Raw genomic sequence first — 15,486 nt, 5'->3', positions numbered from 1 at the left:
TAAGAATTTTCGAGAATCGTATGTGTTTCACTGTTTAGTTATCAAGGTTGTTTGTCTGTCATCTCTTTGCGACAGCTCGTTTACTTTATCATATCTTTCAGATCTTGTCAAGCACTTTTTTCAAAAGTTTTTCAGACCTTCAAGAAGCTGTATAAAGTCGTTTGTTTCTGTCGTTCTGTTCAAGCGACTTGATTACTTTATCATAAGTTCAGTCGATTGTCAACAGTTAATTTGAATTTTCTGAAAACTATTTTATTTTTCAGTATTTCAGAAGCAATTCCTTGCGACAGCTTGTTTACTATACCACTGCCGTAAGGAATCGTCAAGCACTTTTTACAAAAAAATTTATATTTTTTTATAACATTATTTTCAAGATCCTTTTTCTTCAATCATTGACTTTCGCCCTCAGACATGATAGCGTCAATACATATAACAAATTCATTATTTTATACCCTTTCCCCAGTTTGGAGGTTTCTATGTATCAACAGCAATCACCAGCATTAAAAGAAACAAATCCTCATGGCTCCCAGGCTTTTCCCTGTGCTTTTTACCGTTTAAAACTAAGCGGACACGGAATCCTGGTCAAGCACCATTGGCACGAGGAGGTCGAGATTATTTACTTTCCCGGTGGAACCTTCACCTTAGATATTAATATGGAAACATTTGATGTATCTTCAGAATGTTTTTATTTTATTAATCCCGGCGAACTGCACAGCATACGTGCACGCTCAAAAGAAGTCTCCATGGAATACGCTGTCGTTTTCCAACCGGAACTGCTCTGCTCTCCTTTTTACGATACGGTTCAGACTCAGCTTGTCCAGCCATTGCAAAACGGACGTCTGATTTTTCCAAGATGTATTTCTGCAAACCATCCTGTTTTTCCTATTATAAAGGAGCAGTTCCAGAACATCACTAACGCATTTTACCGCTGCAGCTTTTCTGAACAATTGGAAGAGCTTCATGATTCCTTACATATAAATTTATTCCGCGCTTCTGGAAATGCCATTGTCGGCCTGGCAGATCAGCTTCTGATCAAGGCTTCCCTGTTAAATATTTTTGCAGATTTTTCCAATCGCCAGCTTTTTTCCCAGACTGAAAAATCTGATGACCACAGGGTCGAGACCATAAAAACCACAATCACTTACATCCGCGACCATTACCAGGAAAAAATTTATATCCGCGATCTGGCATCCCTGATCGGACTCAATGAGCAATACTTTTGCCGTTTTTTTAAAAAAGCAATCGGCATGTCTCCCATAGAATACCTGAATGAATATCGCATCCGCCAGGCAGTACGTTTATTAAAAGACAGCAGTCTTCCAGTGACCGAGATATGTCTGGACTGTGGTTATAACAATATGGGGAATTTTCTCAGAGAATTTCGCAAATATACAGGAACCACACCTCTGCAATATCGGAAACACAGCCAGGGGATTGAGAATCCTTCCTTATAAAACACGCTTGCCCCCCTATGTACGAAATGATTTTCCAAACAATCTCTGGTCAAAATTTCGTATTTTTTAATCAAATTAAGGGAAGTATTTTCTTTTTCATGTATGTATAATGTACTTAGTTCAAAGATAATCATTATATATAAGGAGACATAAATGAATAGCACGAAAAAAAAATGGTGGCAGGATAAAGTAGCCTATCAGATTTATCCGAAAAGCTTTTATGACACAAACGGTGATGGAATCGGCGATCTGCCGGGAATTATTGAGAAACTGGATTATTTAAAGGAGCTGGGGGTTGACATTGTCTGGCTTTCCCCCTGCTATCGCTCCCCTCTTGCCGACCAGGGATACGATATTTCCGATTATTACGACATTGACCCGCGATTCGGAACTATGGAGGATATGGACCGCCTTATCGCAGAAGCAAAGAAGCGGGACATGTATATTGTCATGGATCTGGTTGTAAACCACTGCTCTGATGAGCACGAATGGTTTAAAAAAGCCTGTAAAGATCCGGATGGAAAATACGGCCGTTTCTTCTATTTAAGAGACAAAGAAGATGGTAAGCTTCCTACTAACTGGCGCTCCTATTTCGGAGGTTCGGTATGGGAGGATCTGCCTGGCACCAACAAACAGTACCTTCATGTTTTTCATAAAAAGCAGCCTGACCTGAACTGGGAAAATCCAGAGCTCCGTGAGGAAGTATATAAAAATATTAACTGGTGGCTGGACAAGGGTCTTGGCGGTTTCCGCATTGATGCTATCATTAATATCAAAAAAGCTCTTCCTATGCATGATTATGAGCCTGATCGTGAGGACGGACTCTGCAGCATTAATAAAATGCTGGAGGAAGCTTCCGGAATCGGAGAATTTCTTGGAGAAATGCGTGACCGCACCTTCAAGCCTCACGATGCTTTTTCCGTAGGTGAGGTTTTCAACGCAAAAGACGAAGAGCTCCCGGATTTTATTGGAAACAATGGTTATTTTTCTTCTATGTTCGACTTTAACGAAACCATTTTCGGAGGTTCTGAGAAAGGCTGGTACGATTGCAAAGAAATCACACCTGACGACTACAAGCGCTGCTGTTTTGAGACACAGGCCAAAATGGGGGATTTCGGATTCGTTTCCAATATTATCGAGAATCATGACGAGCCTCGCGGTGTCAGTCACTATATTCCAGAAGGTGATTGCTGTGATACAAGCAAAAAAATGCTGGCGGCATTGAATTTCATGCTTCGTGGACTTCCCTTTATTTATCAGGGACAGGAGCTTGGCATGGAAAATATCCCGTTCAAATCTATTGACGAGGTAGATGATATTTCAACTCTGGATGAATATAAAGTTGCACTTGACGCCGGACTTACCCCGGAAGCAGCTTTGAAAGCTGTTGCCCGCCGCAGCCGCGACAATGCCCGTACCCCCATGCAGTGGACTGGTGAGGAAAATGCCGGATTTACAGCTGGTACACCGTGGCTTCGAGTAAATTCCAATTATACCGCAATTAATGTGGAAAAAGAGACGATTGATCCAAATTCCGTACTTAATTTCTATAAGAAACTGATCGCTCTTCGCAAGGATCCGGAATATAAAGAAACCGTTGTGTATGGTGCTCTGGAGCCATTTATGGAAGACCGGCATAATTTAATGGCATACTACCGTAAAGGAGATAAAACTTTACTTGTGGTTGGCAATTATCAGTGGGATGAGCAGGAAATTACACTTCCATCAGAATGCAAAAAGGTGCTGATCAATAACTACCCGGATATGGTTCTGGATGGAAATTCAGTTAAGCTGCATGGATATCAGGTGCTGGTTGTGGAGTTAGCGTAAACGATTTTCGGTCACTGTTCACTGATAACGTTCCGCGAGGTGTTTTTGTGCGCTTGGTATTTATTGTATTCCAACACCTTATTGACAATTTTTCCCATTATTACTATAATAACAAAAGAACAGGGGAGCTTGTACACAGGCTGAGAGGAAATTGTGAATTTCGACCCTTTTACCTGATGCGGATAATGCCGCCGTAGGAAGTCATCATGGGTTTGATTTTTTTCGGAGACACCTCATTGGGGTGTCTCTTTTTTCATATGGCAGCAATGCAGCGTTCGGCTGGGGGCACCACTTTCGGACGCTATATAAAATTAATGCATACATAACAACAGTGCCGGTTTGTAAAAAGATTTTTTCACGTTATAACTCATAACTCGTGGAAACTGCTTCAAACAAGGCCAAGAGAAAGGAAGAAAATTATGAGAACAGCATTAACAATCGCTGGAAGTGACTCCAGCGGAGGCGCCGGTATCCAGGCTGATATCAAGACAATGATCAGCAATGGAGTATATGCCATGAGTGCGATTACCGCACTTACCGCACAGAATACTACCGGTGTAACAGGTATTATGGAAGCAACGCCAGAATTTCTGGCCGACCAGCTGGATAATATTTTTACAGATATTTATCCGGATGCAGTGAAGATTGGAATGGTATCTTCCAGCGCATTGATTGAAACCATTGCGAAAAAACTTCGCCAGTATGAAGCAAAGAACATTGTAGTAGACCCGGTTATGGTCGCTACAAGCGGAGCCAAGCTGATCAATGATGAAGCCATTGAAGCCCTTAAAAGTCAGCTTCTTCCAATGGCCACAGTCCTGACACCGAATATTCCGGAGGCAGAGGTTCTGTCCGGAATGAAAATAGAAACTGCCGAGGATATGATCAAAGCCGCTGCTGCCATCGGGGAGAAATACAGCTGTGCAGTGCTTTGCAAGGGTGGTCATCAGCTGAATGACGCCAATGACCTTCTGTGGCGCGAAGGCAATTACAAATGGTTCCAGGGAAAGCGGATCAACAATCCAAACACTCACGGAACAGGATGTACGTTATCCAGTGCCATTGCTTCTAATCTGGCAAAGGGATTTGACCTGGATACTTCCGTGGAGAGGGCAAAGAAATATATTTCCGGAGCACTTGCTGCTATGCTGGATCTTGGAAAAGGCAGTGGTCCTATGGATCACGGATTTGCAATAAAAAATGAATTCACACTGTCACATGACGAGATTACGGCAGAAGCCGCTGATAAGGAGGCAAAATAACATGACTGAAAAACGTACTTCCATTTTTGAAAACGGCCTGATCTGGTTTGGCGCTGGTGTTTCCCTGGCGGAAATCCTCACCGGAACCTATTTTGCCTCACTTGGCTTTGGAAAAGGTCTTCTTGCCATTATCATCGGACATATTATTGGCTGTACCATGCTTTTCCTCGCCGGAGTGATCGGCGGAAAAACACGCCGCAGTGCAATGGAAACCGTAAAAATGAGCTTTGGGGAAAAAGGCGGGATTTTCTTCTCCTTCCTGAACGTACTTCAGCTGGTTGGCTGGACTGCCATTATGATCTACGACGGAGCTCTGGCCGCAAACGGTGTGTTACATACCGGAAGCTGGGTATGGTGTCTGGTAATCGGTGCACTGATCGTACTGTGGATTTTTATCGGCATCACAAACCTTGGAAAAATCAACACCATCGCTATGGCAGCACTTTTTATCCTCACACTGGTACTCTGCAAGCTCATCTTCTTTGATGGCGGGACTGCACTTGCCATTGGCGAGGAAGCCATGTCCTTTGGTGCTGCGGTTGAGCTTTCTGTTGCAATGCCACTGTCCTGGCTGCCGCTGATCAGTGATTATACCCGTGAGGCGAAGGAGCCAGTGAAAGCAACTGCTGTAAGCTCTATTGTTTACGGTCTTGTAAGCTGCTGGATGTATGTAATCGGTATGGGTGCAGCGATTTATACCGGTGAATCCGACATTGCTCAGATTATGGTGAAAGCCGGACTGGGAATTGCAGGTCTTCTGATCATTGTATTTTCCACTGTTACCACCACATTCCTGGATGCTTACTCCGCCGGAATTTCATCTGAATCTGTATTTTCCAAAATTAATGGAAAATATGCCGCAATTGCCGTAACCATCATCGGAACAATTGCTGCAATTGTATATCCAATGGACAACATTACCGATTTCCTGTATCTCATCGGTTCTGTATTTGCACCGATGATTGCCATTCAGATTGCCGATTTCTTCCTTCTGAAGCGTGCTGACAGCCTGGGCGAAGCGGTTGACATAACAAATGCGGTAATCTGGGTGATCGGATTTGTGCTGTACCGAATTTTAATGAGAATTGATATTCCTGTGGGAAATACACTGCCAGATATGGTGGTTACCATTCTCATTTGTATGATCGTGCGAAATGTTTTAAAGAGTAAAAAATAGACTTTCACTTTAGAGTGTATTGGATAAAAGGCTTTCTGCAAGATGTGCTTCGCAATTTGCAGGAATGATTTTTCAAACACGCTCTAGCTTTCGTATAAACACTACTCGGTTCAGGAAAGTGCCAGAGATGGGCTTTCTTATAAATCCAAAAAGGGGCTGCCATTTCCCGGCAGTCCCTTTCTGTTTATTTCTGTTTATTTCTGTTTATTTCTTTTTATATCTGCTTATATCTGTTTATTCTTCAGTTTCTTCCAGCGTTACTTCCACAACCGTATCCCGATCATCCGGAAGCGGGTAGCTGTCGCAGGTGTCAGCGTTGAGGAAGAAGAACTGATTCTGGGAGTATTCCTTCAGGTTCCAGTAATCCGTAAGCTTTACCTCGGAATTGTCGGAAAGACGGCGGAGTTTTTTGATCTTGCCGTGGATTCCGGTGAGAGGGATTGCTCCTGCCTGGGGCTCCATAACGTGGGCGTAGATCTTATTTCCGTTGCGGGTGTAACGGCCCCATTCCGGTTTATCGATTTCAGCATAGCCACAGCCGTAGATGCTCTTGGAGTTCTCGTCCATCCACTCTCCTACTTCTTCCAGAATCTTCACAGACTCCTTCGGAATACGGCCTTTTGCATCAGGCCCCACATTCAGGAGCAGGTTGCCGCCCTTGCTGACACACTCAACCAGCATGTGGATGACCATTTCAGCTGATTTATAATGACGGTCACTGGAGGAATAGCCCCAATTGTTATTCAGGGTCAGGCAGGCTTCCCATGGTACCGGATTACCAAGCTCATTGCGGATTCCTGCTGGTGGGATCATCTGCTCCGGAGATGCGAAATCACCGGAATATTCGGTAGGATTTGCAGTAAGGATAGAACCGGAATCCTCAGCACTGCCCTCCAGACGGTTATCAATGATCAGCCAGGGCTGGATGGAACGCACCATGGAAATCAGCTCCTGGGCTTTCCATTTGTCGCACTTCATATCGCCGTAGGAGAAGTCGAACCACATCAGATCCAGCTTACCATAATTGGTAAGAAGCTCTTTGATCTGCCCAAACATAAATTCCAGATAGCGGTCGAAATCGCGGTTTTCATTGGAGCATTCCGGATGGTTGCGCATTGGATGGTGCATATCCCCATAGTGTGGGAAATCCGGGTGGCGCCAGTCTATAATAGAAAAATACAGACCTACTTTGATTCCTTCTGCACGGAATGCCTCCAGGAACTCTTTTACCAGGTCTTTGTGGCAGGCTGCGTTCATGGAATTGTAGTCAGTAAGTTTGGTGTCAAAAAGGCAGAAGCCGTCGTGGTGTTTGGCTGTGAGCACAGCATATTTCATGCCCGCCTTTTTCGCAAGACGCGCCCACTCTCTTGGGTTGTAATTCTCAGCTGTGAACTCTTCTGTGAGATGGCAGTAGTCCTCATGTGGAATCTGCTCCATGCTGCGCACCCATTCTCCTCTGGCAGGGATTGCATAAAGTCCCCAGTGAATAAACATGCCGAAACGGGCGTCACGGTACCATTCGGTACGTTTTGTTCTTTCTTCGATTACTTTGTTCATTTTATAATGTCCTTTCCTGTAACATTAGGCAAAATACTTTTCCAGTTCTCTCTTCATATCCTCTGGAATTTCCCGTTCAAAGGAAAGTTCTGGCTCGTTTGCCACCCATGCAGCTGCTGTGCAGAGAGTTTTCGCCCCTTCTTCCAGTGCGCGAGGAGATATATATTCTACTGTATCGTGTCTTGTATGCATGCCAAAGCCGTCACGGTTTAAGGTAAGCGCTGGCACACCTTTCCATGCGAAAGTATTGGAATCGCTGGCCCAGACCTGATTTTTGATGGTAACACCCAGCTGATTTTCTTCCATGAGGTTTTTCAGTTCTGCACAGACAGTCGGATCTGCAGTTACTCCCAGAACGTTTCCTCCCAGGAGCTGCCCTGCCAGGTCTACATTCAGATTAAACACATGGCTGCTCATTTCTCCTTCATGGGATTTCACATAATTCTGGCTTCCAACCAACCCTTTTTCCTCGGAGCCAAACCAGATGAACTCCATAGTTCTGGCTGGTCTGTGCTCTGCGAAATGATGAAAAGCTTCCATCACCATGGCTCCGCCGGACATATTGTCATATGCACCAGGGCCTTCCGGAACAGAATCATAATGAGCCGTTACCGTAACGATTTCTTCTGGAAAATCAGTTCCCAGAATGCGTACTGCCACATTGGCGGAATTGCGGGAAATCTCGCTCTGCTGAATGTTCAGGCAGCACTGAGATGCCTGTTTTTCCACGATTTCCACTGCATCCAGGTAATGGACAGATGCGCCTGGAAGATCACCTGCCTTGCGGCGGTACTGGGTTGGAATCCGGTCTTCCCCCTGATCCAGCGGCGTGCCGCATACGGTTACAAAGCCAAGTGCACCTGCTGCTTTTATTTTATTTATCGTATCTTCACGAATAGGATCGCAGACCAGCACAACTGCCCCTTTTGCCTGGGAAAGACTGATGTCATCTCCTTTTCCCACGAAGAGAAATGGTGCTGTGATGCCCTCTTCCAGGGTGCAGGCGCCATTCAGGTAGGCACGCACCGGATAAGCCTTCTTATAAGGCTGGCAGATTACCAGCTCTGCCTTTTTCTGCTGAAAATCCGGACACTGGAAAAATTCCATGCGGGGTGTCTGAATGTAGACAGACTTTCCCGTCTGGGCTGCTGCCTGCTCCGCTTCCTTCAAAATGTATTCAGCTGCTTTGTGCTCCCCCTTAGTGCCGGATTCACGGACGTATGCCGTGTCAGCTACAAACTGATACGCGCGTTGTCCATTTGGGTGAATTTCTGTGTATTTATTCATAATTTACTCCATTTAGAGATGGCTTCCGATTTACTCCTATTTAATGCGCTACATTCAGAGGCCTTGCAATTTTCCTTATTATGCTTTGCTGCGCACCTCTAGAGCACAAAGAAAACCATCTCTATATTTCTTAGAAATTCTACTATATACTTCAAAAACTACTATATCTTCTTTTAAATGCAATTTATACTTCCGGCACTTCTTCCATAATACGGATCAACATATCGCCAGTTCCAACATTATAGCCGCTGGTTGCATAAATCCCTACAGACTCGCCATTAGTTACCAGAATTAGCGGAAGCTTGTCTGGATCAACGTACATTCTTCTTCCCAGAAGTTCAATGTTTTCTTCAAAGGAATCGTAATAGATGGAAACATTCGGGAACATCTTCAGCACTTTTGCCAGAAGAGGATCCTGCTTGGCTTCCGGAGTACGAATCATGAAAGAGATGGAATTTTCAAATTCGTGGAATTTTTCTGCATGTTCCAGCATTTCGTTCAAAATATGTTCCGTAGGCTCCCGGCTCTCTTCCAGCCACATGAGAATTTTCTTGCCGCCTTTGGTTAACTCAGCGCAGGTTACTGTGTTTCCGGCAGAATCTTTTACCTCAAACTCCGGAAGGGAAATACGCTCCAGCATATCGCCAAGCTGAGCTTCGCGGAGACGCAAGGTTTCTTCTCTCTGTCCGCCTTCTTTTATCGTAAATGTTTTCTCCCATGCAAACTGATTTCCGTTAGGAAGACGGTTGGTGGTGATAATCCGGTAGATTCCTGGAATCAATGCAAGCTCCAGAGTATCCCCCTTCCAGCTTCTGCCTGTAAGATTCAGGGAAACAAATTCATTTCCAACCAGACGTCCCATTGTCCAGTTCTGATAGTAGTTCCATACAGAATCAGCCTCTTTTTTCAGTGTGAGAACTGCGCCACCCTTCTGCTGTTTCAAAACGGACACAAACTGGTCTTTTACCCAATATTCCATTACCTTATTATCTGGATTCAATCTTGCCGGAATTCCCAGTGTACGGGCGATTGCCACAAAAAGTACCTTCTTGGAACGCTCGGTACCAATTCCAGATACCAGACATTCGTATGGAGTTTCCATTACGGTCTCGCGCTCGTTATCCGGGTAGGCAGTGATGTGCACCTGGATATAATTCCAGATTTCTGCCGGATTTGTGCGGAAAGCGGCTTTCTGCTCTTCTGTGAAAAAGGAGAGAATGCCTTTTCGGTATGGACGAAGAAGCTCGTCCTCCACACGGGGATTTAATACGTAATTGATATAAAGATTATAGCCGGACTCTGCACCTGTAGCTCTTGTATATGCCGCAGATTTTTCAGATTTATAGTTACTGCACTCTGCATTAGCACTCTCAGCGCCTTGAGTGAAGCGATCTGCGCCATTCATTTCTTTTTCGCCACATTTCCCAGTACCAGACTTCGTTTTAAATTCTTTTGCATACTGCTTGCCATATTCCAAATGCTCTTCCAATACATTGCAAACACAGTCTGTGTGGTCTTTCTCCGAAAGTACATCCACCATTGCCTGGCGAAGTTCTTTCTCGTCTTCTCCTGCAAGAAAAGCGGTCAGTTCCGGGTTCACCCAGTTCTCTTTCTTTTCTTTGCGGATCTTGTTCGCCTCGTTCAGACGTCTGGTTCCCTCAGCTTTCTGCTCCGGAGTAGGCATATCCGGATTCACCGGGGTGTCAACCGGAGCAATCACATCTACGGCTCTCCAGTCCTCTGCCTTCACAGGCGCCCCAGTAAAAGTAAGGGTAATCTCATCCTGCGCTCTGGTATCCAGATCTGCCTGTGCAAAGCCTTCCACACCCGGCTGGAATGCCAGAACTCTCACACTTCCAAATCCAGTCACTAAAGAGACGATTCCCTTCTCGTCTGTCTCTGCCTTTGCAATAGGGAAATACTCTCCCATATTCAATACCAGAAACTGCACCTGAGCGCCCTTTATAGCTGCGCCCTCTTTATCTGTCACTTTTACAGAAACTGTTTTCACCCTGGCATAACGCGCAGTCTGGTTCAGCATAACCGCTGCACCTTCTTTTCCGATCACATCCTCACCCTCTGCCTGGAAAAGATCAAACAGGCGGGAATGCACCATCATGGCTCTGGAAGAAGCATTGGTAAACCACCCCTTATTCAGGATCATAAGCGGCTCACAAGCGCCTGTGAAATACCATTTTCCGTCACACCAAAGTTCCACCCATGCGTGATTGTCATCACAGTGGGACCACCTTGGCACATACACCTGCCGCGCCGGAATTCCCACGCTTCGAAGTGCATTTACCAGAAAAACAGACTCCTCACCGCAGCGTCCGTAACCTCTTCGATATACCGTAAGTGCCGGAAGTGTACGGTCATCACCACTATGATAAGTAGCTTCCTCCGCACACCAGTAATTTACCTCAATTGCCGCATCTTTCGCATTTTTTCCTTCAATTCTATCCTTCAACTCATTCCAGAAAAAGCTTCGACAAGGAAGTACCTCTTCCTCATTCACCCTGTGATCCAGAATATAATTCAAAAACATCTCCTCCGGCAGCTCTTTCACACGTTCCAGAGTATTATAAAGAAACAGCCCATGGCTTGCGAAATCCTGAATCTCCTCAAAAGAATAATTCACAAGATCACTATAAGGCGCTGTCACATACAAATACTTCATCGCCAGCCCCAGGTCTCTGCCGCACCCATCCATTTTCTCACAAATCGTCTTCAGCGGCTCCCTGTCCGCCCCAAGCTTCTCTGTTAATTTCAAAAATTCTTCTTCAATCTTCCTCTGACTGTTCTGAAGAAACATCTATTCATCCTCCTACTTAAAGAAAATTGCTATTTAGTGTGTTGAAAAGTTCCAGCCGACACACAGCATTTGGGCAATGTGTATTACTCCAGCGAGCCATTTCAGGCGCGCTCTTAGCGTAGGCGAAATCCAGCGCTTACGGAGACTTATGCGTGAGGGCTCTCCCGAACGCATTAGTCGCAGTTAGCGATTAGTTCGCTGGAGCGTTGCGCCGGCGAGTGAGTAATACACATTGTCCAAATGCGTCCGCCTTAAATAACTTTCAACCAATTAAATAGCAAAAAACGCCCTTTCACGAAAACAATCCCATTTTGTGAAAGAGCGCCTAAGGCTCTAAAGCCTTGCTAAAACTTCCCGGGCCTTTTTCACCTCAGCCTCACTGGTGCGGAAAATCTCATACTCACTCAAAGAAGGCAGTCCCATACTCACACCCTCTTTGCGGTACTTCATCTCACTGTCCAGCAAAACCTTGCCCGTCATATGATAATCTGTGATTCCGGTTTTCTCATAGATTGGAGCAATCACGTCTGCATTCACTCCTGCACCAGCCATAATGTGAATACGACCTGCACTCTTTTCCACCAGCTCTGCAAGCAGCGGCGAACCATCCACACAGTTATTCTTCTGTCCAGATGTAAGAATGGTGTTAAAACCAAGAGAAATGGCCTGCTCCAGGGCCTCCATTGGATCCCTGCACACGTCAAAAGCCCTGTGCAAAGTTACAGACATCCCCTTCGCTTCCTCCATAAGCAGTGCCAGATGCTCCATATCCAGAGATCCATCCGGTCTTAGCATACCGAGTACAACTCCCTGGGCACCCAGCTCCCGGAATCTTCTCACTTCTGAACGAATAATATCAAATTCATATTCAGTATAACAAAAATCCCCAAATCTTGGACGAATCAGTGCATGGATCTTAATATCACTATACCTGCGGATCTCGCGGAAAAGACTCTCTGATGGAGTTGTTCCTCCAATCACCACATTTCCGCAAAGCTCGATCCTGTCTGCTCCGCCTTTCTCAGCGGCAAGTACAGATTCCACAGAATCTGCACAAACCTCCAAAGTAAATTTGCTCATATCCTCTTTTTCCTTTCACCCAGCCTGATACTATCACATTGCAGCTATTGCAATACTTTGCATTCTGATAATTTCACAAATTATTCCCATGCCCGCCGGTCTTGTCACTTTGTTGCTGCATTCCCGAGCTGCCGTTTCTTAATAGAGCGTTACACCAAGGGAATCCAGCATATCCTGCACCGACTGATCTGGGAATTCATCTGTGATGATTCCGTCCAGTTCATCAAGCTGTGTAAATTTATAAGATTCATTAAAATAAAATTTCTCCCGCTCCATCACGGCATATTTATGACGGCTGCTTTCAATTGCAGCCTTCTTGGTCAATCCGTCCTCCACTCCAAGAGTCGTGACGGTGTGATCCATCATATCAATTCCGCAGCTTCCCATAAATGCCCGGTCAAAGCTGTACTGCCGGATCACCTGGATTGCCGCGGAACCAAGGAATCCATTTACCGTAGGATACATGATCCCGCCGGTTCCAATGGCTGTAATCTTGGGATTCTGCGCAAGCAGCTGTAAAATATCGATCATGTTGCTCACTACGGTAAGCTGCATTTTCGATTTCGCAAGAAGCTTGGCAAGCTCAATATTGGTTGTGGATATATCAAGAAAAATCGCTTCCCGCTCCTTGATCAGCGTCATAGCCTTGGCCGCGATCACCATCTTCCTGTCCACATGATAATTTCTTCTGTCGATAACATCTCTTTCCAGCGGGTAATCCTGGGAAAGAATCGCACCACCGTAAGTTCTTTTTAATTTGCCGGCATTCTCAAGAGTTTTCAGATCTTTACGGATGCAGTCCTCTGTGACCTGGAACATTTCGCTCAGTTCCCTGGTCCGGACTTTCCCCTCTTCCCGAAGGACTTTCTCGATGGCTATCTGCCGTTCTTCAATAAACATCCTTCTTCCTCCTGTTTTCTGCTGCCTTATTTATCTAAAGTCCATCTCCTGCTATTTCAAGCAGTTAACATAACTTATATAGTGCTATACATTTCATATTACAGACAGGCTTTTCGCTTTCCATTCTTTTGAATGGATACCAAATCTGCCTGTAAAATATCACTCTGCGCACTGGCTGCAGGCAACAAAATGTCCCGGTTTTACCTCAACAAGCTTCGGCTGGCTCTTATGGCAGCTATCCTTGCAAACAGGACAACGGCTGCAGAACTTACACTCCTCGCCAAGATCAATGGGGTTCGGAAGTGTACCCTCCAGCATGATTCTCTGACGGTTCTTCTCAATATCCGGATCCGGGATCGGGATTGCAGAAAGAAGAGCCTTGGTATAAGGATGCATTGGGTTCTCGAAAAGCTCCTCACTGTCAGCAAGCTCAACAAGAGATCCCAGGTACATAACACCAATACGGTCACTGATATGCTTCACCATGGAAAGGTCGTGTGCAATAAACAGGTAAGTCAGCCCTCGCTCTCTCTGAAGCTGCTCCAGAAGGTTGATAACCTGTGCCTGGATGGAAACGTCCAGAGCAGAAATTGGCTCATCGCATACAATAAAATCCGGATTTACTGCAAGTGCACGTGCAATACCAACACGCTGGCGCTGTCCACCGGAAAACTCATGAGGGAAACGATCTGCATGCTCTGCCTGAAGACCAACGGTTTCCAGAAGCTCAATTACCTTGGCATCACGTTCTTTTTTATTGGAAGCAAGACCGTGAGCATCAATTCCCTCTGCTACAATATCCAGAATTTTTCTTCGCGGGTTCAGGGATGCATATGGATCCTGGAAAATCATCTGCATTCTTCTGCAAAGCTCATGTCTCTGCTTTGTATCCAGATTCTTGTCAATTTTCGTTCCATCGAAGGTTACCGTACCATCGGTAGGATCATACAGATGGATAACAGTTCTTCCGAAGGTAGATTTACCACATCCAGACTCTCCAACCAGACCAAGAGTCTCTCCTTTATAAATCTGAAGGGAAATGTCATCAACTGCTTTCAGGATCTTTTTATTTCCAACATTAAAGTATTTCTTCAGGTTCTTGACATCAAGAAGTACCTGCTTTTCATCATTTTTCATCAGAGTTTACCTCCTGTGCCATCTCGTCAAGCATCCAGCATGCTGACTTGTGATTCTTGCCGCAATCGGTATAATCCGGCATGTATTTCTGGCAGACGATCATTGTCTCCTTACATCTTGCCGCAAAAGGACATCCAACCGGAGGCTCCATAAGATCCGGAGGAGTTCCTGGAATTGCCTGAAGCTCACCGCCTTTTTCGTGTGCTTTTGGAATAGAACGAAGAAGGCCTTTTGTATATTCGTGACATGGGTTGTGGAAAATATCTTCCACATCTCCTGTCTCAACTAATTTTCCGCCGTACATAACAGCAACACGGTCTGCAATATTTGCCACAACACCAAGGTTATGGGTAATGATGATAATGGATGTTTTGATCTTTTTCTGAAGATCTCGCATCAGATCCAGGATCTGTGCCTGGATCGTTACATCAAGAGCTGTGGTCGGCTCATCTGCGATCAGCACCTTTGGATCACAGGCCAGTGCAATGGCGATGACAACTCGCTGTCTCATACCACCGGACAACTGGTGTGGATACTGGTCGTAACGTGCCTCCGGATTGGAGATTCCAACCAGGGAAAGAAGCTCAATGGCTCTTGCCTTACGGTCGGCTTTACTCATCTCCTTGCGGTGCTCCTTCAGCATTTCCTCGATCTGTTTTCCAACCTTCATGGTCGGGTTCAGGGAAGTCATGGGATCCTGGAAGATCATGGCGATCTCGCTTCCGCGCACCTGCTGCATCTGACGCTCTGAATATTTGGTCAGATCATTTCCCTGGAACATTACGCTTCCATCTACTACTTTTCCGTTCTTTGGGAGGATTCCCATAACACCTTTCATGGTAATGGATTTTCCGGAACCGGACTCTCCTACTACCGCAAGTGTCTCCTGCTCATTCAGGTAAAAATCCACGCCGCGCACAGCCTGGACAATGCCCTTGTGCGTCTTGATGTGGACTGTAAGATTCTTAACTTCTAATATTTTTCCCATAG

Annotated in this window: 11 protein-coding genes and 1 riboswitch; of the genes, 4 read left to right on the top strand and 7 right to left on the bottom strand. The window is 45.4% G+C overall.

Annotation, left to right across the window (positions count from 1 at the left end; translation table 11 throughout):
• Positions 1-476: 476 nt before the first annotated feature.
• The 4 genes from AB5706_RS11075 to cytX all read left to right on the top strand — a co-directional run bounded on the left by AB5706_RS11075 (position 477) and on the right by cytX (position 5,723).
• The gene (locus AB5706_RS11075; RefSeq protein ID WP_118584253.1) at positions 477-1,454 is read left to right on the top strand and encodes an AraC family transcriptional regulator; all 978 of its coding nucleotides are present in this window, start codon (positions 477-479) and stop codon (positions 1,452-1,454) included.
• Between the two features lie 153 nt (positions 1,455-1,607).
• Positions 1,608-3,284 (top strand): alpha-glucosidase, encoded by a 1,677-nt coding sequence (locus AB5706_RS11070; protein ID WP_173774263.1) that lies wholly within the window; start codon positions 1,608-1,610, stop codon positions 3,282-3,284.
• A gap of 111 nt (positions 3,285-3,395) precedes the next feature.
• A riboswitch (TPP riboswitch) is annotated at positions 3,396-3,501 on the top strand.
• 202 nt (positions 3,502-3,703) lie between these two features.
• Positions 3,704-4,546: a bifunctional hydroxymethylpyrimidine kinase/phosphomethylpyrimidine kinase gene (gene thiD, locus AB5706_RS11065; protein WP_173716700.1), complete on the top strand. Its 843-nt coding sequence runs from the start codon at positions 3,704-3,706 to the stop codon at positions 4,544-4,546.
• A gap of 1 nt (position 4,547) precedes the next feature.
• The gene (cytX, locus tag AB5706_RS11060) at positions 4,548-5,723 is read left to right on the top strand and encodes a putative hydroxymethylpyrimidine transporter CytX (RefSeq protein WP_173716701.1); all 1,176 of its coding nucleotides are present in this window, start codon (positions 4,548-4,550) and stop codon (positions 5,721-5,723) included.
• 234 nt (positions 5,724-5,957) lie between these two features.
• Here cytX and AB5706_RS11055 read toward each other — a convergent pair whose 3' ends face one another.
• From AB5706_RS11055 to AB5706_RS11025, 7 genes are all read right to left on the bottom strand, one after another.
• Positions 5,958-7,280 (bottom strand): alpha-L-fucosidase, encoded by a 1,323-nt coding sequence (locus AB5706_RS11055; RefSeq protein ID WP_173770380.1) that lies wholly within the window; start codon positions 7,278-7,280, stop codon positions 5,958-5,960.
• A 24-nt stretch (positions 7,281-7,304) separates the two neighbouring features.
• Positions 7,305-8,567 (bottom strand): M28 family metallopeptidase, encoded by a 1,263-nt coding sequence (locus tag AB5706_RS11050; RefSeq protein WP_173716703.1) that lies wholly within the window; start codon positions 8,565-8,567, stop codon positions 7,305-7,307.
• A 184-nt stretch (positions 8,568-8,751) separates the two neighbouring features.
• Positions 8,752-11,379 (bottom strand): transglutaminase domain-containing protein, encoded by a 2,628-nt coding sequence (locus tag AB5706_RS11045; protein ID WP_368366092.1) that lies wholly within the window; start codon positions 11,377-11,379, stop codon positions 8,752-8,754.
• 333 nt (positions 11,380-11,712) lie between these two features.
• The gene (locus AB5706_RS11040; RefSeq protein WP_368366091.1) at positions 11,713-12,459 is read right to left on the bottom strand and encodes a copper homeostasis protein CutC; all 747 of its coding nucleotides are present in this window, start codon (positions 12,457-12,459) and stop codon (positions 11,713-11,715) included.
• Positions 12,460-12,597: 138 nt separating this feature from the next.
• The gene (locus AB5706_RS11035) at positions 12,598-13,359 is read right to left on the bottom strand and encodes a DeoR/GlpR family DNA-binding transcription regulator (RefSeq protein ID WP_204454582.1); all 762 of its coding nucleotides are present in this window, start codon (positions 13,357-13,359) and stop codon (positions 12,598-12,600) included.
• 159 nt (positions 13,360-13,518) lie between these two features.
• Positions 13,519-14,496, bottom strand: coding sequence for an ABC transporter ATP-binding protein (locus AB5706_RS11030; RefSeq protein WP_368366090.1), 978 nt, complete (start codon positions 14,494-14,496; stop codon positions 13,519-13,521).
• Positions 14,486-15,484, bottom strand: coding sequence for an ABC transporter ATP-binding protein (locus AB5706_RS11025; RefSeq protein ID WP_342981195.1), 999 nt, complete (start codon positions 15,482-15,484; stop codon positions 14,486-14,488). The genes AB5706_RS11030 and AB5706_RS11025 overlap by 11 nt, the downstream gene beginning before the upstream one ends.
• Positions 15,485-15,486: the final 2 nt, after the last annotated feature.

This window comes from Ruminococcus sp. RTP21484sp1_RTP21277st1_D2_RTP21277_210401 (assembly GCF_040924225.1).
Lineage (GTDB): Bacteria > Bacillota > Clostridia > Lachnospirales > Lachnospiraceae > Blautia_A > Blautia_A faecis.
This window is presented reverse-complemented; position numbering and strand designations above follow the sequence as displayed.

What these genes read in the sequence shown, in the direction of transcription:
- AB5706_RS11075 (WP_118584253.1), top strand. Translation starts at nt 477, where the DNA reads ATGTATCAACAGCAATCACCAGCATTAAAAGAAACAAATCCTCATGGC.
- AB5706_RS11070 (WP_173774263.1), top strand. Translation starts at nt 1,608, where the DNA reads ATGAATAGCACGAAAAAAAAATGGTGGCAGGATAAAGTAGCCTATCAG.
- thiD (WP_173716700.1), top strand. Translation starts at nt 3,704, where the DNA reads ATGAGAACAGCATTAACAATCGCTGGAAGTGACTCCAGCGGAGGCGCC.
- cytX (WP_173716701.1), top strand. Translation starts at nt 4,548, where the DNA reads ATGACTGAAAAACGTACTTCCATTTTTGAAAACGGCCTGATCTGGTTT.
- AB5706_RS11055 (WP_173770380.1), bottom strand. Translation starts at nt 7,280, where the DNA reads ATGAACAAAGTAATCGAAGAAAGAACAAAACGTACCGAATGGTACCGT.
- AB5706_RS11050 (WP_173716703.1), bottom strand. Translation starts at nt 8,567, where the DNA reads ATGAATAAATACACAGAAATTCACCCAAATGGACAACGCGCGTATCAG.
- AB5706_RS11045 (WP_368366092.1), bottom strand. Translation starts at nt 11,379, where the DNA reads ATGTTTCTTCAGAACAGTCAGAGGAAGATTGAAGAAGAATTTTTGAAA.
- AB5706_RS11040 (WP_368366091.1), bottom strand. Translation starts at nt 12,459, where the DNA reads ATGAGCAAATTTACTTTGGAGGTTTGTGCAGATTCTGTGGAATCTGTA.
- AB5706_RS11035 (WP_204454582.1), bottom strand. Translation starts at nt 13,359, where the DNA reads ATGTTTATTGAAGAACGGCAGATAGCCATCGAGAAAGTCCTTCGGGAA.
- AB5706_RS11030 (WP_368366090.1), bottom strand. Translation starts at nt 14,496, where the DNA reads ATGAAAAATGATGAAAAGCAGGTACTTCTTGATGTCAAGAACCTGAAG.
- AB5706_RS11025 (WP_342981195.1), bottom strand. Translation starts at nt 15,484, where the DNA reads ATGGGAAAAATATTAGAAGTTAAGAATCTTACAGTCCACATCAAGACG.